At 40.5% G+C, this 21,273-nt stretch carries 17 protein-coding genes and 1 tRNA gene; 6 read left to right on the top strand and 12 right to left on the bottom strand.

Annotated elements, in window-relative coordinates:
* Window positions 1-65: 65 nt before the first annotated feature.
* The gene (gene rpsI / locus AACZ88_RS03920; protein ID WP_339706524.1) at window positions 66-452 is read right to left on the bottom strand and encodes a 30S ribosomal protein S9; all 387 of its coding nucleotides are present in this window, start codon (window positions 450-452) and stop codon (window positions 66-68) included.
* Window positions 452-907: a 50S ribosomal protein L13 gene (gene rplM / locus AACZ88_RS03915; protein WP_339706521.1), complete on the bottom strand. Its 456-nt coding sequence runs from the start codon at window positions 905-907 to the stop codon at window positions 452-454. Before rplM ends, rpsI begins: the two co-directional genes overlap by 1 nt.
* Before the next feature lie 334 nt (window positions 908-1,241).
* Here rplM and AACZ88_RS03910 point away from each other — a divergent pair, with 334 nt between their 5' ends.
* Window positions 1,242-1,739 carry a lipocalin family protein gene (locus AACZ88_RS03910; protein WP_339706519.1) on the top strand — a complete coding sequence of 166 codons (498 nt, stop codon included), beginning with the start codon at window positions 1,242-1,244 and terminating at the stop codon, window positions 1,737-1,739.
* A gap of 74 nt (window positions 1,740-1,813) precedes the next feature.
* Here the strand turns inward: AACZ88_RS03910 and AACZ88_RS03905 are convergent, their stop codons facing one another.
* The 3 genes from AACZ88_RS03905 to AACZ88_RS03895 form a co-directional block, all read right to left on the bottom strand.
* Entirely contained in the window at window positions 1,814-2,158 is a 345-nt protein-coding gene (locus AACZ88_RS03905; RefSeq protein ID WP_339706516.1) for a T9SS type A sorting domain-containing protein, read from the bottom strand.
* A 103-nt stretch (window positions 2,159-2,261) separates the two neighbouring features.
* On the bottom strand, window positions 2,262-5,108 hold the full coding sequence (gene polA, locus AACZ88_RS03900) for a DNA polymerase I (protein ID WP_339706513.1): 2,847 nt from the start codon (window positions 5,106-5,108) through the stop codon (window positions 2,262-2,264).
* Between the two features lie 43 nt (window positions 5,109-5,151).
* A complete protein-coding gene (locus AACZ88_RS03895) occupies window positions 5,152-6,147 on the bottom strand; it encodes a N(4)-(beta-N-acetylglucosaminyl)-L-asparaginase (protein ID WP_339706510.1) in 996 nt (331 codons plus the stop codon).
* Window positions 6,148-6,188: 41 nt separating this feature from the next.
* Between AACZ88_RS03895 and AACZ88_RS03890 the strand changes: the two genes are divergently transcribed.
* The 3 genes from AACZ88_RS03890 to AACZ88_RS03880 all read left to right on the top strand — a co-directional run bounded on the left by AACZ88_RS03890 (window position 6,189) and on the right by AACZ88_RS03880 (window position 8,587).
* A complete protein-coding gene (locus AACZ88_RS03890; RefSeq protein WP_339706507.1) occupies window positions 6,189-6,923 on the top strand; it encodes a copper homeostasis protein CutC in 735 nt (244 codons plus the stop codon).
* Window positions 6,924-6,966: 43 nt separating this feature from the next.
* Entirely contained in the window at window positions 6,967-8,196 is a 1,230-nt protein-coding gene (locus AACZ88_RS03885; protein WP_339706504.1) for a metallophosphoesterase, read from the top strand.
* Window positions 8,197-8,290: 94 nt separating this feature from the next.
* The gene (locus AACZ88_RS03880; RefSeq protein ID WP_089894645.1) at window positions 8,291-8,587 is read left to right on the top strand and encodes a thioredoxin family protein; all 297 of its coding nucleotides are present in this window, start codon (window positions 8,291-8,293) and stop codon (window positions 8,585-8,587) included.
* A 126-nt stretch (window positions 8,588-8,713) separates the two neighbouring features.
* Here the strand turns inward: AACZ88_RS03880 and AACZ88_RS03875 are convergent, their stop codons facing one another.
* Window positions 8,714-12,064, bottom strand: a complete 3,351-nt coding sequence (locus AACZ88_RS03875; protein ID WP_339706495.1) for a DUF2723 domain-containing protein — start codon at window positions 12,062-12,064, stop codon at window positions 8,714-8,716.
* Between the two features lie 280 nt (window positions 12,065-12,344).
* Between AACZ88_RS03875 and AACZ88_RS03870 the strand changes: the two genes are divergently transcribed.
* Together AACZ88_RS03870 and AACZ88_RS03865 are read left to right on the top strand one after the other, a co-directional pair.
* Window positions 12,345-12,416, top strand: a tRNA-Gln gene (locus tag AACZ88_RS03870).
* A 407-nt stretch (window positions 12,417-12,823) separates the two neighbouring features.
* Window positions 12,824-13,987 carry a sialidase family protein gene (locus AACZ88_RS03865; RefSeq protein WP_339706492.1) on the top strand — a complete coding sequence of 388 codons (1,164 nt, stop codon included), beginning with the start codon at window positions 12,824-12,826 and terminating at the stop codon, window positions 13,985-13,987.
* Window positions 13,988-14,126: 139 nt separating this feature from the next.
* On the opposite strand, the gene AACZ88_RS03860 is transcribed toward AACZ88_RS03865, so the two are convergent.
* From AACZ88_RS03860 to AACZ88_RS03835, 6 genes are all read right to left on the bottom strand, one after another.
* Window positions 14,127-15,764, bottom strand: a complete 1,638-nt coding sequence (locus tag AACZ88_RS03860) for a long-chain fatty acid--CoA ligase (protein WP_339706489.1) — start codon at window positions 15,762-15,764, stop codon at window positions 14,127-14,129.
* Window positions 15,765-16,476: 712 nt separating this feature from the next.
* Window positions 16,477-16,704 carry a hypothetical protein gene (locus AACZ88_RS03855; protein ID WP_339706486.1) on the bottom strand — a complete coding sequence of 76 codons (228 nt, stop codon included), beginning with the start codon at window positions 16,702-16,704 and terminating at the stop codon, window positions 16,477-16,479.
* A 182-nt stretch (window positions 16,705-16,886) separates the two neighbouring features.
* Complete coding sequence (locus tag AACZ88_RS03850) at window positions 16,887-18,092, bottom strand: VCBS repeat-containing protein (protein WP_339706483.1); 1,206 nt, start codon at window positions 18,090-18,092, stop codon at window positions 16,887-16,889.
* Window positions 18,093-18,104: 12 nt separating this feature from the next.
* Window positions 18,105-19,172 carry a nucleoside hydrolase gene (locus AACZ88_RS03845; RefSeq protein WP_339706480.1) on the bottom strand — a complete coding sequence of 356 codons (1,068 nt, stop codon included), beginning with the start codon at window positions 19,170-19,172 and terminating at the stop codon, window positions 18,105-18,107.
* A 309-nt stretch (window positions 19,173-19,481) separates the two neighbouring features.
* Window positions 19,482-20,369: a type IX secretion system membrane protein PorP/SprF gene (locus AACZ88_RS03840; RefSeq protein ID WP_339706476.1), complete on the bottom strand. Its 888-nt coding sequence runs from the start codon at window positions 20,367-20,369 to the stop codon at window positions 19,482-19,484.
* Between the two features lie 20 nt (window positions 20,370-20,389).
* The coding region (locus AACZ88_RS03835; protein WP_339706473.1) for a gliding motility-associated C-terminal domain-containing protein at window positions 20,390-21,273 on the bottom strand (884 nt) is incomplete at its 5' end.

Genomic DNA, 21,273 nt, shown 5'->3' with positions numbered 1-21,273 from the left:
TGAACTCATTTCAGTATTTGAGCAATATATATGTAATATGCCGAAACGATTCGACACAAAAAATACTAACGTTTTGAGAACTGGAATTTTTTACGGGCTTTTTTCTGTCCGAATTTCTTACGTTCTACCATTCTTGGGTCACGGGTCAAAAGACCTTCTGGTTTAAGTACCAGCCTGTTTTCGGCATCAACTTCGCACATTGCCCTTGATAAAGCAAGGCGAATGGCTTCAGCCTGACCGGTAATTCCTCCACCATAAACATTGACCTTTACATCATAAGCTTCTTCGTTACTGGTCAAGGAAAAAGGTTGCTTTACTTTATACTGCAATGTCGCAGTTGGAAAGTAATCATTGATGTCTCTTTGGTTTATCGTAATGCTTCCGTTTCCTTGTGAAACATAAACACGGGCAACGGCTGTTTTTCTTCTGCCGATTTTATGAATGGTCTCCATTACTTGAATTCTTTTAAATTGATTTCCGTTGGCTTTTGGGCTGTTTGGTCGTGCTCTGCACCTGCGTATACTTTGAGGTTTCTAAAGAGATCCGCTCCCAATTTATTTTTTGGCAACATTCCTTTAATAGCTTTTTCGACGATGCGTCCCGGATTCTTTTCCAACATTTCTTTGACTGAGGTCGAACGTTGTCCGCCAGGATAGCCAGTATATCTCAAGTAAGTTTTGTCATCCCACTTGTTGCCGGACAGATTGATTTTTTCTGCATTGATAACAACTACATTATCGCCACAATCAACGTGCGGTGTAAAATTTGGCTTATGCTTTCCTCTAAGCAATTTTGCTACTTTAGAGGCCATACGGCCTAAAGTTTCTCCTTCTGCATTAACCAACAACCATTGTTTGTCAACGGTAGCCTTATTGGCCGAAACAGTCTTATAACTCAATGTGTCCACTACTGCTATTTTAAATGTTTAATACTTCAATCCCCATAAATGGGCTGCAAATGTACAACTATTAAGTTGAATTACAAATGGTTGTTTTTGATTATTTTTAGTTTTTTACGAAGTATTTGGTTGTATCGATTTTTGAGGCAATATTGTCAGAATCGTACGGCGTTGCTGAAAGAAGGAGCTATTTTGGTCTTGGTCTTCATGTTTTTGGTGCGAAAAGTACACGTGGTTTTGTGGTTCATGTCCTCGTATTGTGATGAAAACGTTAGATTGTTTTGGTCAAATGAAAAAATCAGCGCATATTGCATTTTTATATTTAATTAGAAATTAAGGTATTATGAGGTACGGTGCAATACTGCTTATGGTTTTTAGTGTTTTTTTATTTTCCTGTTCGTCTGATAAGGAAGATGAAACTATGGAAGTTGATAATAGTATAGTTGGTACTTGGCAGGCCACGGAATTAAAAATCGATAATGAAACGGCCGGCGATGATGCAAAATTTGGAAAGCAAATTCTGGATATACTTACTGGTAATGATTGCTATATCATAGCATTTACTTTTAATGATGATCAGAGTGTGGTGGCTGAGAATTCAGTAAACTACCTTGAATTTAACGCTTCTTCCACAGGTCAATTGGTTCCATGTCCTACCGAAAAGGATTCCGATGCAGGAACATATACTTTTGAGAACAGTCTATTGACGATTGCTGACAGTGAGGGAGATATAATCGAAGTGAGCGTTGTAATCGACGGCGATATAATGACTTTGGATGCCGGGGATTTAGATGTTCCAAACTTCAATTCGGCCGGAGAACTTGTCTTTGAAAGAAAGTAACGGTCGTTAACCTGTTTTAGTGCTTTGTGGGCAATCTTGTTTGAAAATAATGGCCAAGACAATGAGTGCTAGCCCTACCTTTTGTAGAATTTTGTTTTAATGTTTTGTTCCTGCGAACGAATGGTGACCATATAGATGCCTGCCTCCAGTGTGGAAATAGGAATGTTCACCGCATTGTTTACGATTTTCCAACGATATGAAAGTAAAATATTTCCATACATATCTAAAATCAAGATTTCTGCTTTTTCACTGTTATTAAGCCCTAGAATATTTACTACATTGGTGGCGGGGTTGGGGAAAACTTTGACTTGCGCTGTCGTATTCACCTTTTCCGAGGATGTTGTAGGCCTGTGTTCGGTTTGTGCATGACAGTAAAAACTGCCTGTAAAAAGAACGAATAAGAGCAATACATTTTTCATGCTATAAGGAGTTAATAGTAGCCAATGCACTATTTGAAACCAAAATTAGGCCAATTTGTAAATCAAGTACAATAAAATGTTGTGAAACAGTCTTTCTAGTGGGTCAATGTGCTGCCAACCAATCATCGCCAAGTCCGACTTCAACATCTAACGGCACGGCCAGTTTATAGGCATTTTCCATCTCGGATTTAATCACTGACTTTATTTCGTCAAGTTCATTTTTTGGTACATCGAAAACCAATTCATCATGTACTTGCAAAAGCATTTTGGTTTTATACCCTCCTTCGGCCAGTTTTTTATGGATGTTGATCATAGCAATTTTTATGATGTCGGCGGCGCTGCCTTGTATCGGGGCGTTCACTGCGTTTCGTTCAGCGGCCCCGCGCACTACGGCATTGCGCGAATTAATGTCTTTTAAATACCGACGGCGGCCCAACACGGTCTGAACATAACCATTGTCACGGGCGAAATCGACGAGTTCGCTCATGTAATTTCGAAGTTTCGGATATGTTTGGTAATAGGTGTCTATCAATTCTTTTGCTTCTGAACGGGAAAGGTCGGTTTGGTTGCTCAATCCGAAGGCAGAAACCCCATAAATTATGCCGAAATTCACTGTTTTGGCATTACTCCGTTGTTCCCGGGTTACTTCTGAAATAGGCACATTAAAAACTTTTGCTGCGGTAGAGGCGTGAATGTCTTCTCCGTTTTTAAAGGCATCTATCATAGTGGTCTCCTCGCTGAGCGCCGCAATGATTCGAAGTTCGATCTGCGAATAATCGGCAGCCAATAGGGTGTAATTCCCATTTCTTGGTATAAATGCCTTTCTTACTTGGCGGCCACGTTCTGTACGAATGGGAATATTTTGTAGGTTAGGGTTGTTGCTCGATAGTCTGCCAGTGGCTGCTACTGTCTGCATATAATCGGTATGTACACGCCCCGTACTCTGCTCGACTTGTTCTGGCAATGCATCTACATAAGTGCTTTTTAGCTTTGATAAACCTCGAAATTCAAGTACGTCTTGAATAATTTGGTGGTCTTTTGCCAAATAGGAGAGCACATCTTCGGCCGTGGAATATTGACCTGTTTTGGTTTTTTTAGGTTTATCGACAAGTTTCATCTTATCGAAAAGAATTTCACCAAGTTGTTTTGGAGAGGCGATATTGAACTGTTCTCCGGCGGTTTCATAAATCTGGTTTTCCAAATTTGTAATGTCGTTGTTTAGATCTTCAGAAAGTGATTGTAGAAAATCTTTATCGAGATTGATACCTTCCAATTCCATATCGGCAAGTACGCGTAGCAGGGGAACCTCAATGTCTTTAAATAAAGTTTCGGTATTGGCTTCGGCCAGTTCTGGCCTGAACTGTTCCGCCAATTGATATGTAATATCGGCATCCTCTACGGCATATTCGGTTTGTTGCTCCAAGGGTACCTGTCGCATCGATAACTGGTTCTTTCCTTTTTTACCGATTAGTTCGGTAATGGAAACGGGTGTGTAATTCAAATAGGTTTCCGCCAAGACATCCATGTTATGCCGCATATCGGGATTGATCAAATAATGGGCCAGCATGGTGTCAAATAAAGTGCCTTTGACTTCAATATTGTACTTCTTTAAAACCTTGATATCGTATTTCAGGTTTTGTCCGATTTTTTCGATTTTTTCGGATTCGAAAAAGGGTCGTAATTCTTCTATTAGTTGTTGTGCCTCGTTGGTATCTTCAGGAAAAGGCACATAAAATCCTTTGCCTGCCTCCCAAGAAAAAGCAATCCCTACCAATTGTGCCGTAATCGGGTCAAGGCCCGTAGTCTCGGTATCAAAACAGACCGAAGTTTGTTTCATCAGTTGTTGCGTAAACAGTTTTAGGGCCATACCTGCGGCAACGCTTTGATAAACGTGAGGTGTAGTTTTGATAGTTTTTCTTCCGGTATCTGATGTTGTTGTTTTTGATGTGGCTGCTCCATCGCCTCCAAATAATGAAAATTGTCCGGCACCGGCAGTATTTTTATTGCTTGATTTGGTTATAGGTTTTTTCTCGGAAAGAGCGGCATCGGCACGGGTACTGGTTTCCTCGGTAGCGAAAGTTTTGAGAAAATTGTCCAGTAACCTTCTGAATTCAAGTTCTTGGAAAATTTCGGTCACTTTTTCGACATTGGGGGCACACATCTCAAAATCGGCCTCATCAAATTCAACGGGAACGTCGAGCATTATTTTCGCCAGTTCTTTAGATAGTATGCCGAGCTCGGCATTGGCCTCTATCTTTTCTTTCATCTTGCCCTTTAGTTCGTGGGTGTTCGCAAGCAAACCCTCCATACTGCCATAAGCCGCAAGGAATTTCTTGGCAGTTTTTTCACCTACCCCGGGTAGTCCCGGAATATTATCGACAGAGTCGCCCATCATACCGAGAAAATCGATAACCTGTTCTGGTCGCTCGACTTCGAATTTTTTCTGGACTTCAGGGATGCCCCAAGTTTCATATCCTCCCCCGAACATGGGGCGGTACATGAAAATATTCTCGCTCACCAATTGCGCAAAATCTTTGTCGGGTGTAACCATAAATGTTTGATAACCTTCCTTTTCCGCTTTTTTAGACAGGGTTCCAATGATATCATCAGCCTCAAATCCTTCTTTGACGATTACGGGAATACACATGGCATTCAAGATTTTTTCAATATAAGGTATGGCTATTCGAATACCTTCCGGGGTTTCATCACGATTTGCTTTGTAATCTTCGAACATTTCGACTCTTGAAACACTGCCTCCACGATCGAAGCACACGGCCAAGTGGTCGGGGCGTTCGCGCTTTATCACATCCAACAACGAATTTGTAAAGCCTAAAATAGCTGAGGTATCCATGCCTTTCGAATTGATACGCGGGTTTTTGATAAAAGCATAGTACCCTCTAAAAATTAGGGCGTAGGCGTCAAGTAAAAAGAGTCTTTTCTGTTCTGGCATCGTATATTTTTTCCTGATATTAAAATACAATTGTTATATGGGCCTAACCTTTTATAAAAGATCCGGCTGGGTGGTTTATCTGTCCTTCTTCCGTATATTGACTATAGGTAAATCCTGGGTGAACGCAATAACCTCCCGTTTCCCCTTTTTTGTTAATAGCTAAAAAGCCTATTTGAAAATCATCGCGATCTTTATTTTTTTCCATGATACGTCTTACGCCTTCTTTGCAAGCTTCTTCGGGTGACTTGCCCTGTCTCATAAGCTCTACGATAAGGAAACTGCCTACGGTACGAACGACCTCTTCTCCAACACCGGTTGCCGTGGCACCCCCAACTTCGTTATCAATAAAGAGTCCGGCCCCGATTATCGGGGAATCACCTACGCGCCCCGCGACTTTATAAGCCATTCCGCTTGTTGTGCAGGCTCCAGCAATATCTCCGTTCTTATCGATTGCGAGCATGCCAATGGTGTCGTGGTTTTCGATATTAATTATGGTTTCATATTTCGAAGTCTTTTTCCATTTGAGCCATTGCTGTTTTGATTTTTCCGTGAGCAGGTTTTCTTTCTTAAATCCTTGCTCATAGGCAAATTTTTCGGCCCCTTTTCCGGCCAGCATTACATGTGGGGTTTCTTCCATGACCTTTCGGGCGACAGAAACGGGATGCGTGATATTCTGTATGCAAAGTACGGCACCGCAATTACTGTCTTTATCCATGATACATGCATCCAAAGTGACGTTTCCGTCCCTGTCGGGCCGTCCGCCCTTGCCTACCGTTTGGTTGTTGACATTGGCTTCTTCGACCATTACGCCTTGCTCTACGGCATCAAGGGAATTACCACCATCTTTAAGAATTTCCCAGGCCTTGGCGGTTGCCTGGTGAAAGTTCCATGTGCATACGGCAATGGGTTTTATTGTTTTTTCTTTTATTGTCTCAGCTACTAATTTCGTATTGCTTTCTTTGTAGGAAGCAAGTAAGGGGGCGGAAATCAGACCAGCCGCACCTGTTGTGGAATTTTTTAAAAACTTTCTTCGTTTCATGAAAAAGGGATGCTTAATTTTAGGGTTTAAATATACTCAATATGATTGTAGAAGTATGTGCCAATTCGCTTGAATCTGCCTTGAATGCACAAAAATCGGGTGCCGATAGAATTGAGTTGTGTTCCGAACTAGGTGTTGGTGGAATTACACCTTCTTATGGCCTACTTAAAATGGTACGACAACATATAACTATTCCAGTTCATGTTCTGATACGTCCGAGAAGTGGTGATTTCACCTATTCTGATATAGAGTTTGAGATTATGAAAAGGAATATCGAATTGTGTGTTGAACTGGGGTTTGATGGTATTGTTTCGGGGGTTTTATTTTCAGATGGTACGCTAGACGTTGATCGTACGAAAGAATTATTGGGCATATCGTCTCCTTTAAAATTTACTTTCCATCGTGCTTTTGATTGGGTTAAAGATCCTTTGGAGACGTTGCGCCAATTAGAGGCAATAGGTGTTGATGTGATTTTGACTTCAGGGCTTCAAAAATCGGCAGTCGAGGGGATTGACTTGTTGATGAAGCTACATCAAAAGGCTTTGAAAACAGTTATTATGCCAGGTTCAGGGGTCAACCCTGATAATGTACATCATTTTATGGCTGATGGCTTTAAGGCCGTTCATCTTTCGGGAAGTAGATTCGTCAAGCGGATGGACACCCCGCCAAAGGTGTCAATGAATTCCCCGTCATTTTTAAGAGACGACGCCATCGCCGTTACCGATGGTTCGATTATTGCCGAAGTAGTCGATACGGTTAAAATAAAGAGTAAATAAACCATAAAAGGCCGACTAATGAAATATATTTGTAAAAAGAAATATGTTGCGCTGGTTTGTTTTTGTTCTTATTTATGGTCTACTGGGTTTTTATGTGCTCCAAGCCTTAAAAACGGTCACACGCTATCAATGGGTATATTATTTGGCGGCTGGTGTTTCATTATTGGTGCTTTGTAATTTTATCTATCACTTTGCCTTTGGCGATACCCCGGGACGGGTATTGAGCCGGCCAAAAAGTTATGCTTTTGGCTTTCTGCTGGCTTTTTTGGCTTTTGAGCTTATTGCCATTGTTTTTCTTTTTTCTGAAGACTTTTTTCGAGTGGTCGTTGGTTTCTATCATAAAATTTCAGGTTCTTCCGAAACTTTTAATCTACCGGCGAGAAGAAGGTTTCTCAGTCTAATAGGTCTTGGTATTGCGGCAATTCCTTTTGGTGCCTTGCTTTATGGGATGTATAAAGGCAAGTACAACTACAAGGTTTTAAAATATAGTTTAGAGTTCGATGATTTGCCCGCTGCTTTTGACGGTTATCAGATTACTCAAATATCCGATGTTCATAGCGGTAGCTTCGATAATAGAAGTGAAATAGAATATGCTGTAGACTTGGTCAACCAACAACATAGTGATGTTATCTTTTTCACGGGTGATTTGGTTAATAATAAGATGGAGGAGATGCGCCCTTGGGCCCCTCTTTTTTCTACGTTGCATGCCAAAGACGGTGTGTTTTCCGTTTTAGGAAATCATGACTACGGTGATTATGTAGATTGGGAGTCGGAGGAAATAAAATTCCAAAACCTAGAGGACTTAAAGTCACTTCAAAAGGATATGGGATTCGATTTGTTGTTGAACGAAAGTCGTTATCTTAAGAAAGGAGCCGACAAAATTGCATTAGTCGGGGTTGAAAACTGGGGTAGGGGTGGTTTTAAAAAAGCAGGTGATTTAAAAAAGGCCAGTGCGGCAATTTCAGAAAAAGATTTTAAAATATTATTGAGTCATGATCCATCGCATTGGGAAGATGTGGTAATTCATGATGAATATCACTATCATTTGACCCTTAGTGGTCATACACATGGTATGCAATTCGGGATCGAGATTCCCGGATGGGTAAAATGGAGTCCTGTTAAATGGCGCTATAAATATTGGGCGGGTATTTATAAGGAAATGGGACAATATATTAATGTCAATAGAGGATTCGGATTTTTGGGCTACCCTGGGAGAGTTGGTATTTGGCCCGAAATAACTGTAATAACTCTGAAAAAAAAGACCTTAGCCTAGGCCTTTATGTCTTATAATTTTTGACATTTAGGGGAGGCTTACTTGTTTTTTCACAATTTTTACTACATTTGGCGCATAACCCAAAGCTATACATATGTCTAAATTTGGTGAACTTATAGAAGGAAGCATTCCGGTGCTGTTAGACTTTTATGCTGAATGGAATGAACAATCGACCTCAATGCATGCCGTTTTACGTGATGTGGCGGCCGCTCTTGGTGATAAGGGTAAGGTTATCAAAATAGACGTAGATAAGAATCAAGAGCTTTCCCAAGCACTTCGGGTTAAAGGGTTGCCGACACTTATGATCTATAAAAAAGGTGAAATGGTCTGGCGTCAAAGTGGTGAGCAAGATGCAAACACCCTTATAGGAATACTAAACGAATACGTTTAGTTGGTGCAAAGGTCTGGTCTAGAAGATTGCAAACTACCGGATTGTTCTGTTTTCTCAGTACCTTTTTTATAAGTGTAACGCTAAATCAGCGTACAATTGTTCTTGATTTTTCAAAAACAAGGTAGTTTAGTTTTCTTCCGGTATTACCAATGGTTCTTCCGTAGTGGTGTTATCTATAGCTGAAGTATCCGAAATGGGCAAGGTGTCAACCATATCCGGGTCGCTTAACGGCTCCTGTTGCGGAGGTATGTCGTCCATCAACTCATCTTTATAAAAGTGACTAAACTTATCGATGTATTCATTAAAAATTAATGTTTCCTTCTCGGCAAGCTCACGGTCATTGTTGGTGATTAGAATATCGATATTTCTGCGATATCCTTGCATGTCGGCTATGATGTCATCAATACGATCGTATTGCTGGTCTAGCTCAACGCCAGCGTAATACTCAAGCCGCTCTTGGTACTTGTTCTTTAATTTTTCGAAAAGTTCTTGGCCTTTTTTCGATTCTCCTACCTTGTAGTAACCATCGACAAAGGGTTCTACAAAAGTGTAATAACCATAATAGTCAACCGGCATGTTGGTCATGGCAATTTCTATAATGTCTTTGGCCTTATCGATTTTGTTCTCTTCAATTAATTTTTCCATCAATCTAGCAAGGTTACTGCGCAAAGAGAGTCCTTGAATTCGAGTCTGGGGATCATGATAAATATCTGAACTTCCTGAATTGCCCCAATCCCATTTTTTTACGATGTCGTACATCAGGTCACTGTCGATACGGCCCATTTCAAAAGAACTTCTTCTTTCGGTCTTGATTGGAACCAGTTTATAGGCCAGCCCGTCTAATTGAAGATAGTCTTTCATCCAAATATATTCGGCGTCGTCAAAACTTCCTCCAGAGAAATACAATGGTCTTTTCCAATCGTTGTTGGCCAAAATATCCAACATCATCATACTCTTTTTTGTAATGGCGCTCTGCGGAAGGTCAATATCGATATAGTCAACGATGAGTGCCGAATCTTTTTCTTTGACCAAACCACTTTCAAGAGCGTTTTTCTTGTTGACGGGAACGCGAATTTTATTGGTGGGGTAAAAAACGATGTTCTGGCTATTTTCAGAATATTCCGATAAATCTGCACCTTGTTGTTGCAAGATGTGCTTCAATTTGGTCTGTGGTTTATCGCTATCTACCCAGTCGATAAAGTCTTGCAACAACCATCTGTTTTCGGTAATTCCTTGAAAGTAAAGTACATCTCGAGACCCCCAGCGATATTTGTCGTGGGTGATTTGCGAAGGGATGGCCTCGCTTTCATATGCTTTTCGTTTCATCTGGTCGATATACCAGTCCGTTTCAAAAAGACTTGTGCAAACGATGCGTACATCGGTACGATGACCTTCTATTTCTTGGGCATACCATAAGGGGAACGTATCGTTATCGCCGATGGTGAACAATATAGCACCCACATCTTCTTGGCACGAATCTAAATATGATTTGGCCGATGCCCGAGCCGTAAAACGGCCTGAGCGATCATGGTCGTCCCAATTTTGGTAAGCCATTACGGTTGGAACCGCCAAAAGACAGGCAATGGTTACCAAAGGCGCCAATATTTTAGGGGCAAGCCATTTTCTGAATTCGTCGAAGAGGCCATATACCCCGATGCCAATCCATAGTGCAAAGACATAAAATGAGCCTACCAGCGAATAATCACGCTCACGAGGCTGAAAGATAGATGGGTTGGTATAAAATTGTATAGCAAGCCCGGTAAATAAAAAGAAAATTAATAGGACCCAAAACTGTTTGGGATTTTTTGAAATTTGAAAAATGAGTCCGATGATACCCAGTATCAAGGGAAGAAAGAAATAAGTGTTCCTCGCTTTGTTGTCGGCTATATCACTGGGTAAATTGTCTTGGCTGCCTAAACGCCAGCTATCTATAAAACCAATGCCGCTGAGCCAGTTGCCGTTTTCATCATATCTTCCTTGAACATCGTTGGTCTTTCCGGTAAAATTCCACATGAAATAGCGCCAATACATATAACCGAACTGAAATTCGACCATGTACTGAATATTCTGCCAGACCGATGGAGGTTGAATTTCGAGGTACTCATTGAAACGCCTCAAAAAGCTAATATACTGCTCGGCGTCTATTTCTCCGTTGGCATAGCCGGTTTTTACTTGATTGACCGCTTTGCGAAGCTCTTCGTTCGATTGGTTCATCTTAAAGTCTAGCGGACCAAAATAACGCATATAGTTTTCAGCATTTTGACCGCTCCACATACGCGGTAGTAGGCCTACATGTTTCGGGTTTGGACCTTGAAGCGCGTTTTTGTAATGATTTACTATGACATATTTACCTAGTTCTTCGTCTTTTTCATACTTGGGCTTCTCATCTTTGTCTTCCCCGGCGGGTGCAAACATATCTGAATAGTAGGTACCGTAAATGGGGCTATCGACGCCAGGATATTGTTCCCGGTTGTAATAAGCTAAAAGGGCACGGGCATCTGCGGGATTATTCTCGTTTATCACTACCTGGGCATTGGCGCGTATCGGTAGCAGTATCCATGAAGAAAAACCAAGAAACAAAAACATCAGACAAAGTACGATGGTATTTGCTGTTTTATAATTGTTTTTACGGGTGTAGTTCAAGCCAAAATAGAATGCGGCAATAAAAATGAGCCCCATAATAATACTGCCCGAATTGAAAGGTAGCCCAATATTGTTGATAAAGAAGACCTCGCTCCACCCGAAGAGTTCCAATACATAGGTGAGCGAAAATTTATAGACCAACATAAGTACCGCGATAACGGCGATATTGGCCAAAAGAAAGTTTTTGACGGTGGTAGTCTTGTACTTTTTGAAAAAATATAATAAACCTATCGAAGGAATGGCCAAGAAACCCATAAACTGTATACCAAAGGTCAGGCCTACGACAAAAGAAATAAGTACAAGCCAGCGATTTCCTCTGGGGTGGTCTAGATCATCGGTCCATTTGAGCCCTAACCAAAGCAATAATGCCATAATGAAACTCGCTGTGGCGTACACTTCAGTCTCAACTGCATTAAACCAGAAACTATCGGAATAGGTAAAGGCCAAGGCACCCACAAGGCCGCTGCCCAAAACGGCAATCGCCTTACTATTGGTCAAAACTCCATCGGTGGCAATAAGTTTTCGCACAAGGTTGGTGATGGTCCAAAACATAAATAGTATCGTAAAGGCACTTGAAACGCCAGAAACGTAGTTTACCATTCGTGCGACTTGATTCGGTTCTAGGGCGAACATAGCAAAAAAAGCACCGATCATTTGCAGTAGGGGGGCTCCTGGAGGATGCCCTACCTGCAATTTTGCGGAAGTTGCGATATATTCCCCCGCATCCCAAAAACTACTTGTGGGTTCAACGGTAATGGCATACGTAATAAGGGCTATAAAAAAAACAGACCATCCCAAGATGGTGTCCCATTTCTCGAAGTTTTTTGAAAACATGCGATCGAAATTTTACCGATGCGGCGAATTTACTAATTTTAATACATATGAGGCAGCATTTTTGATAAACCTTTAACAGGTTATTTTAACTTGCAAAGCGGTAGTGATAATGGGTAGATTCAAACAAAGTAGGTGCCTGGAATATGAAATATGATTGCTAAAGTTGATTTCATAAACAGATAAATTGGTTATTGTGCATAAAAATGTTTGTGCAAACCAAACTTTGTTTTAAATTTGCACGCTCAAAATGCTGAACTTGTTTCGGCATGAGAAGTGGTAATGGCCTATGGTGTAATTGGCAACACAGCTGGTTTTGGTCCAGTCGTTCTAGGTTCGAGTCCTAGTAGGCCAACGTAATAATCCCCTGATTCTAATAAAATCAGGGGATTTTTTGTTTTCTAGCTCAATATGTGTCAGTGTTCTAAATTGTACTAATTTAAAGTGTAGATTTTTTTTATTGAATTATGTTACATCATTAACTGTGTGATAATAGTTATGTCTTTAGAAAATGGATACATTTTGTTTCCATAAAAAAACCTGAAAGTTGTTGTATGCAGTTTTTCATGTTATATTTCCATTTTGTCCAAAGCACAAAAAACAAACATTTGTCAGGTGCCAGCCTAATTGTTTACTAAAGAGTTGTCTAGAGAGTGGTTGGGGGAAAAGAATAATGTTCGTTGAACTATAACTAAAATTTAAACAGCCCTTCATAATATTAGTCATATTGACGCATCAGAAACAACCAAATTAATTTAATATATGATGAATTTAAAAGTTTGCTACGTATTTCTTATAACCATAATGACACATAATTTGTTTCTGGGCCAAATGGATAAGACCTTTCTTGACCCACCCAAATTAATAAAGAATCCATCATCGGTGAAGAATTATTCTCCCGAAAGCAGAAAATTCACGGGTATTTCTAGCCTAGCAATAAGCCCTAAAGGGCGTATGTGGGCCACATGGTATTCAGGTATAACACCCGGGGAAGATTTTAATAATTATGTAGTTGTTGCTACTAGTGGAGATAATGGGCAAACTTGGGAAGAAGTTCTTGTAATAGATCCCGACGAACAGGGTCCTGTTAGGGCATTTGATCCTGAGCTATGGATTGACCCTGAAGGTAAACTTTGGATATTTTGGTCACAATCAATTCATAAGGAGATGGATAAGCATTACGATGGCATTAATACCGGTGTCTGGGTTTTGAAGGTTGATGATGCAGAAGATAGTAACCCATCATGGCCTACGCCAAAACGGATTATTGATGGGATCATGATGTGTAAGCCAATCGTGTTATCTACAGGGGAATGGGTTTTACCAGTTTCAACATGGCAAATAAACGATGGGGCAAAAGCAGTTATATCAGTTGATCATGGCCAAAGTTGGCAAGTACGCGGCTCTGTTAACGTTCCAGAATTGTTTCGCAATGCTGATGAACACATGATAATTGAGAGAAAAGATGGAACATTGTGGATGCTTGTTCGAACCAAATATGGTATAGGTGAAAGCATTTCAAAGGATAAGGGGTATTCTTGGACTTCTCTAATACCTTCTAAAATCCAACACCCAACTGCTCGATTTTTTATTTATAGACTTAATTCCGGAAATCTTTTACTAGTAAAACATGGGCCAATAGATATGAAAATTGGTCGATCCCATCTGATGGCTTTTGTGTCAAAAGATGATGGCCATTCATGGTCAGAGGGGCTATTACTGGATCAAAGAAAAGATGTGTCCTATCCAGATGGGCAACAAACGGCTGATGGGTCTATTTATATCACCTATGATTATAAACGTAAAGGCGATCAACAAATATTGGTGACAAATTTTTCTGAGGATGATATAGCTTTGGGCTCAGATAAATCAATCTTGGAGGTGTATAAACGAAGGAGAATTATTAGCCAAGGTGGAAAGAAATAGTACTGTATAAATGATGGAAATCGATTAGGTCAACGAAGTAAGAAAATCCCGATACGGTATCGGGATTTTTTTATGAAAACGAGCCTAGGTTGGTAATGGTTTGTTGCTGTGTCGCATTACCGTTATATGGTCTGCTTGATTACAAAGCCATTGTCAGCTTCCCTGCCGCATATAATCTTCTGATTTCTTTTTTGTCAAATTTACCGACGCTAGTTTTGGGTACTTCATCAATTTCTACATAGTCTGTCGGAATTTGATATTTTGCAAAGTCCTTGGCCAGAAATGAAATAAGCTCCTCATTGGAAGGTTTATCTTGGGGGGTTGTAAAAACGAGAAGGGCCAAAGGCCGTTCTACCCATTTTTTATCGGGAATGGCTACTACGGCGGCCTCCTTTATTTTCGGATGTGAGACTAGCGCAGATTCGAGGGCAACACTCGATATCCATTCACCACCACTTTTGATTAGGTCTTTTGTTCGATCCGTAATCTGCATGTAACCGTCCTCATCGATTGTACTGACATCACCTGTTTTGAACCAACCATCTTTGGTGAAGCTCTCATGATTGTTCGTTTTAAAATAGGAACTCACTGTCCAAGCTCCTTTAATCTGTAATTCCCCCATTGTTTTTCCGTCATGAGGTGCTCGATTGCCATCATCCGTGATGATTCTTAATTCTACTCCTGGAAAAGCAACGCCTTGTTTGGCCCGTATCTTAAGTTTTTCTTTGTACGAGAGATTATCGTGGTTGGGCTGCAATCGACAAAGTGTTCCTAATGGTGATGTTTCGGTCATACCCCAGGCATGAATCCCTTTTATGCCAAAATCTTTTTCGAAATTCTCGATTAGGCTCATGGGCAGTGCAGAACCTCCGACCAAGTATTCCTCCAACGCCAATTTTTCCTTAGGCGGATTCTTTTTCATGGCCTCGTAAATACCAAGCCAAATTGAAGGAACGCCGTTTGCCTTGGTAACCTTTTCTTCGGTAAGTATCTTGATCAGCGTTTCAGGTTTTAAATTGGAAGAAGGTAATACCATTTTCGATCCCGATAATAGACACATGTAGGGGTAGCCCCAGGCCATTACATGAAATTGAGGTACAATTAGTAAGAAGGTATCTCGTGAACTTGCATTTCCTGCGTTGGGCGCTACAATGGTAGTAGCGTGCAAAAATGTGGATCTATGAGAATATAGCACTCCTTTGGGTAAGCCTGTGGTGCCACTGGTGTAACACATACCACAGGCGTCTTTTTCATCTATAACCGGCCAATCAAAATCTTCAGATTGGTCTGCAAGTAAATCTTCATAGTGCAGTGTGTTGGGCAAGGTGGTGACAAAATCTTTCGGTGCATTTAAGAGTACGAAACATTCGACGGTTTCGAATAATGGCGCAATTTTTTCTAAAAGTGGCACTAAAGTAGCATCTACAAAGATGACCTTATCCTCTGAATTATTAATTATATATTCGGTTTGTTGTGCCGACAGGCGAATATTTATGGTATGGCAAATGGCACCTATACCACTTATTCCGTAGTATAGCTCTATATGTGGACCATGGTTCCATGCAAAAGTACCAACCATATCTCCTTTGGTTATTCCCAATTTATGGGTCAATGCATTGGCCAGTTGTTTGCAACGTTTATACATATCACCAAACGAATATTCATGACGCGTGCCATTGGGTAAATAGGTTATTATCTTTTTTTTATGGAAAACACTATTGCCATATTCAAGAATGGTGTTCGTGGTAAGCGGATAATCCATTATTAAGCCTTTCATATCAAAAAAAATTGTTGGTTGCCTTGCACTAAGAATGATGGGGTGACACCATTTTTAATTCGTGATTTCTGATGAATACGTTTTTTAAAAAATGTTTTTACAAGATACTAGATCTTTGGCATTTTGGAGAGAAACTTTTTACGTTAAACTCCTGTAACATAGCTAAGCATAAGGCCATGTAATGTAAGGTGATCGTGAGTATGTTTTAATATAAAGTATTTCTACTATAACCGGTTTAATATGGTTCATGGTTTTTTCGATTATCCAATTGGTTATTATTTTGTAATTATTGTTCAAGTCGGAGCCTCACTGTTTACAAGAGCAGATTCCTTTTGTTACCGCCCTTTTCAAAATTCCATACACATTTTCCCAAATCAAAGGATACATGCGCTATCCGATCATTTAAATCTTTGGTTTTTGTAGAAAATAATTTTGGGTAAGAGGTGTCCTTTCGAAGGAACTATATCTTATATCTTGTTCGAAATTTCCAAAATCAGCGCGGAACTCCTAATTGCTTTTTGAACATTATTAATGATTATTAAGTGGTTTTTATGTCAGAAAACAAATCATTATGATTTTCGACTAATACACCGACACCCTTGGTTTTGGCCTGCTTTGTCATTTCATTTAAAGAAGATAGAGCTTTTCATAAGGGATTTTCATTGTTCGCATGCGAACGGTTTCAGATTTAAGAAAGACGGCAATGTCAATGTTACCTGGTTTTGGCGCCCCCTTTTAATCCATTTTCTTCAGAAATATCTGAAAAATCAAATTCTCCTTTGGTCTGTAAATTGATTAATTCGCAGCCGTTCCATCTAAGTCTTTTCTTTAAATGGTTTAGATAAGGTTTGCCGGTCGCTTCAAATTGTTTGGCGCATATTTCTACATTATATACACCGAATCTGTCGACAAAATATATGGGTATCCCAAGCAGTGTCAATTGATGCTTTTATTTTTGATTGGTTGGCGTAGTCAACTCAAATTGATTGCGAAAGATAACTGTTGTCAAATACGCCTTAATTTTTCAGTTCTACTAGACTTAAAGCTTGAATTTGGCAAAATTAAAAGCGCTATCGCGGGGGGCATTGGATGTTTGATGAAATTTCTTCTTTTCGCCCAGCCTTACTTTATTATTCCATTTTTATATAACCAGGGCTTTGAGTCTTGGGCATATTTATCTTCTCCCACAATATCAAAGTCGCCATCACCATCGACATCAACTATACTGCCCGAATAGATTCCCTTTCCATTCGCCACTTGTATTGAATTTTTGAACGTACCCTTATCATTGATGAAAATTCTTATTTCCCTATTATCCCAAGCCACGGCAGAAAGAATGTCTAAATCACCGTCGTTGTCAAAGTCGGCCAATTTTACACAATGTGCTTTGTTATAGCTTGATTTTATAAGATGTTTTCGCCATTTTTTGACTTCTTCCGGGTTTTTAGGGCATTCATACCAAGCAAGATCATAATTTTCACCACCATACTTTTTGAAGTGCTCGGCAGGTGAGAGCACTACATCTAATCTGCCATCATTGTTTATGTCTCCTACTTCTTCTTTCGTGGCCGGGTTTACGTTCTTATAGCCAGCTTCGATATCAAATCTTTCGTAAGCTTCCGTACGGGGGTTGTCAGGAGTTTTGAACCAATGGCCGGTCATGGTAATATCAGGAAACCCATCTGAATTAATATCCCCGATGGCCAGTCCTTCACCGGCTTGACCTGTATAGGCGGTTATCGTCTGCCATTCGTCAATTTCATTCTGAAAAATAATTTTTACCGATTCTGGGTTTTTGTGCCGAACAATTACGTCAAGCTTCCCGTCTGAATCAATATCTTCAATTCGCATGTCATTGGCATGAAAGCCATCAATACTTGATATCAGATAAAAATTCCATGACCCATATACTTTATTTTTACCGGGATTTTCAAGGAGATAAACATGTATTGGCCCAGTTGAGTGTCCGTCGTTGCTGAAAATCAAATCGATATCACCGTCATTATCTACATCCTCACAACGGGCTGATCCAATAAAATCATCTAAGGGCACGGGGATACTGAAATTATGCCGATGCCATTTTTCAGATGCGGTCTGCTCGAACCAGGCAAGGGTAGAACGATCTTTGGCATGAACACCACCCTCTAATACCGCAATATCAACTAGGCCATCACCGTTAAAATCGCCCGTATCGATACATGAAACCCCCGACACGGTTCTATTGCTGATGTCTATGGGTTCGGCAAAAGTGGGGGACTGGCTCTGAACTCCCAATGTAGACATTATAGATATGACCCAATACGATAAATACAATTTTACTTTCTTCATTCTTTTTTCCGGTTATTTATGATGCTGTTGAATTTTTCGAAACATATCGCCGAATATTTTATCACGATGAAGAAAAGTAACGATTCGGTAGAAATGTCGCGAGTTGTCAAAACTATACGTTAGCTGATCTGTTAAAATGGGTGTATGCCTAATTTCTGATTGAAACCAACCAGGGTTTACGGCATAGGCTATGGCCGAAATATCCCAGATGATTTTAGAATATGCATAATGGTCTTTGTGATAATCTTTGAAAATATCAATTAAATAGTCTCCAATAGGTCCTTGTCCCTTTAAGTAGGTTTCCAATTCCGGTATGGTTGTTTGCAGATGCGATGTAACCGGTTCGGTGGGTAACTGAACGAGCGGCACCCCAGAATCAAAAAGCACTTGAGAAGATAGCAAATCTTGTTTAAGATTAAATTCAGAGGCGGTTTTACAATTTAGTCCTTTACCTCCTAACCAAACGACGACAATTTTGTTGATGATCTTAGGCTCCAATAAAATAGCGGAGGCCACATTTGTTGGCGCTCCTAAAGTAAGAACATATAATGGGCCTTCAGATGCCAATGCTCTTGTTATAAGGTCATTGGTGGCATTACTTTGCAAAGGTTGGTTTTGGTTTTTTAAAAAATCTTCCGAACCCTTGTATACCAAACCTTCATGGTTTATACCCAATTTGCCCATTAATCTGAGTATTTCCTCATAACTTTTTTTCATACCATCGCGAGGACTTTCTGATCGATTATTTAAGTACGGAGCCGCATAAATCGCCTCTACTTTCATTTGTTCTGGCGACAATAGCGCATAGACCACGGCAAATTGATCATCGATTTCGTTATATGTATCGGTGTCGATAACAACATTTATTTTGCCCTTGCTTGGCGCTAAGCGCTGTAAGCGGAATGTTTCCGATAATTTTGGGATGTTTTGGGAATACCCGTAAACCAGACCCATGAATAGGGTAAAGGCCAAAAATGTTTGAACTTTGTTTTTAATATAGTGTGATTGTCGGTTAAGTACCCCATCAATAGCATGTGTAAATCGTGGGATAACTCTGTAATCGATTCTTTTGTGATTCATGGTAAAATTGGTTGGATTCAATTTTTTAGTTCTCAGGTACTTCTAGTCTCTAAAAATTTAACGGTTAGACATTGTGCTTTAAAACTAATGAAAAGGGAACAAAAAAAGACCTATTTTAAAAATTGCCTGTCAACGCCAATTTGTAAGGCAAAAATCAATTTTGGTGCTATTTAAAAAAAAAGCATATGCTATAGATGGATTGTGGGATAAGTTGTCTGCAACAATATTATTAAATAGGAAAGGCCATTTTACAGTGAGTAAAATGGCCTTTCTCGTTTTTAGCGAATAGAATATATTCCTTGAATATATTTACATTCTTAACCGCATAAAAACTTCATGGGTACCATTATCGATACCGTCTACTGGTTTTTCCAAAGCACTTTCATAGGCATAGCCAATATCGAACCCCTTTCCAACATTAAATAGGAAGAGTCCACTGAAACTTTCACTGAAGCGGTAGCCCGCTCCCAAAGTGAAACGCTTCGCAAAATCTACCATCCCCGTTAGTTCATAGGATAGCGGAGAAGCATTTACATACCTCAGCATATTGGTAATGTGTAGGTTTGTCGATTTTGAAAGTGCAAATTCGTAACCGCCGGCGAGATAGGCGTGCATTTTGTCAGAGCCGACAAAAGCGTTTCCATTATTCTCTTGCAAACGATCCGGTGTCAATAATTTTGGAATGGAAGCTGAAATAAAATAGCGCTTGCTTTTCCAATATACACCTGCCCCTATATTTGGTGTGAACCTGTTTTCAAAGTCCATTAGGGTGCCATCTTGCCCAACACCATAAGTTCGTAAACCTTGGGTGTTGGCATCGTAGGTGTTGGCGCTTCCTTTTACACCGAAATAGAGCGTATTTTCTTGCGAGACCTTGATGTGGTACGACACATCTATGGCCAACCAAGTTTGTGTTTCGATAAAGGTTTTATCGTTTAGGATAGAGAGCCCTAGACCTACTTTTTTTCCTAATGAGGTGCCAAATATGGCACTTTGGCTTTCGGGAGCCCCTTCTACGCCTGCCCATTGGCTACGCAGGCCAAGGGCAAGTTCGGCACCCTCGACGCTTCCGGCGAAAGCAGGGTTGACGATGTTCATGTTGTACCTGTAAAAGGTATAATGTGGGTCTTGTTGGGCGAAAATTCCACCTATGGTCAAGAGCATACCACAAAACGTAAGTATTAAATTATTTTTCATGTTTTTATATTCTTTTTTGGTTAGTAGTTGATAAAGATCCATCCCTGTAGCGGGGGGGTGCCGTTACCCAAATCGATTACATAGAGGTAAGAGCCCGCTGGTAGTTTCTCTCTTTTTTGCTTATAGAAGCCTTCCCAGTCGTTCTGATAGCCACTATCGTTGTAAACAAGATGGCCCCATCTGTTGTATACAGTGACTATATTGTTTGGGTAATTCTCTATACCGGGCACTATCCAAGCATCGTTTACTCCATCACCATTAGGGGTGAAGGCCTCCGCAGGGACCAATTTTGGAGCACTATTTTTTGGGAAGGTGTCTTCAACGTCCAATAGCCCATCATTGTCATCATCATCGTCTCTACTATCAGGAATACCATCGTTATCAAAATCACTCGGGAATTGGTCGGGGTTCCTAACATCCGTTCCTTCTGCTTCCTCTTCTGCATCGGAATAACCATCACCGTCATCATCGGTATCGGTGTTGTCACCGGTGCCATCCCCGTCGGTATCCAAGTATTCTGTGGGGTCGGTCGGAAAATCATCCGCCTCGTCAACGAAACCGTCATTGTCATCATCTTCATCAACGTTGTTTCCTAGGCCATCCCCATCGGTATCAATGTCTTCCACTCCGTCATTGTCATCATCGGTATCCGCATTGTCGCCAATACCATCCTCATCGATATCGGAATCTTCAGTTGGGTCCAAGGGGAATATATCTTCGCTATCCGGTGTTCCGTCATCGTCATCATCGGTATCGGCATTGTCACCGGTTCCGTCGCCATCGGTATCGGTATCCTCGTTTTCATCTAAAGGAAAGTCGTCCTCGTCGTCCGGTGTTCCGTCACCGTCGTCATCGGTATCGGCATTGTCACCGGTTCCGTCGCCATCGGTATCGGTATCCTCGT

The sequence above is a fragment of the uncultured Kriegella sp. genome (assembly GCF_963975415.1).
Taxonomy (GTDB): Bacteria; Bacteroidota; Bacteroidia; order Flavobacteriales; family Flavobacteriaceae; genus Kriegella.
Note: the sequence above shows the minus strand (reverse complement) of the source record. Positions and strands in the feature narration are given on the sequence as shown.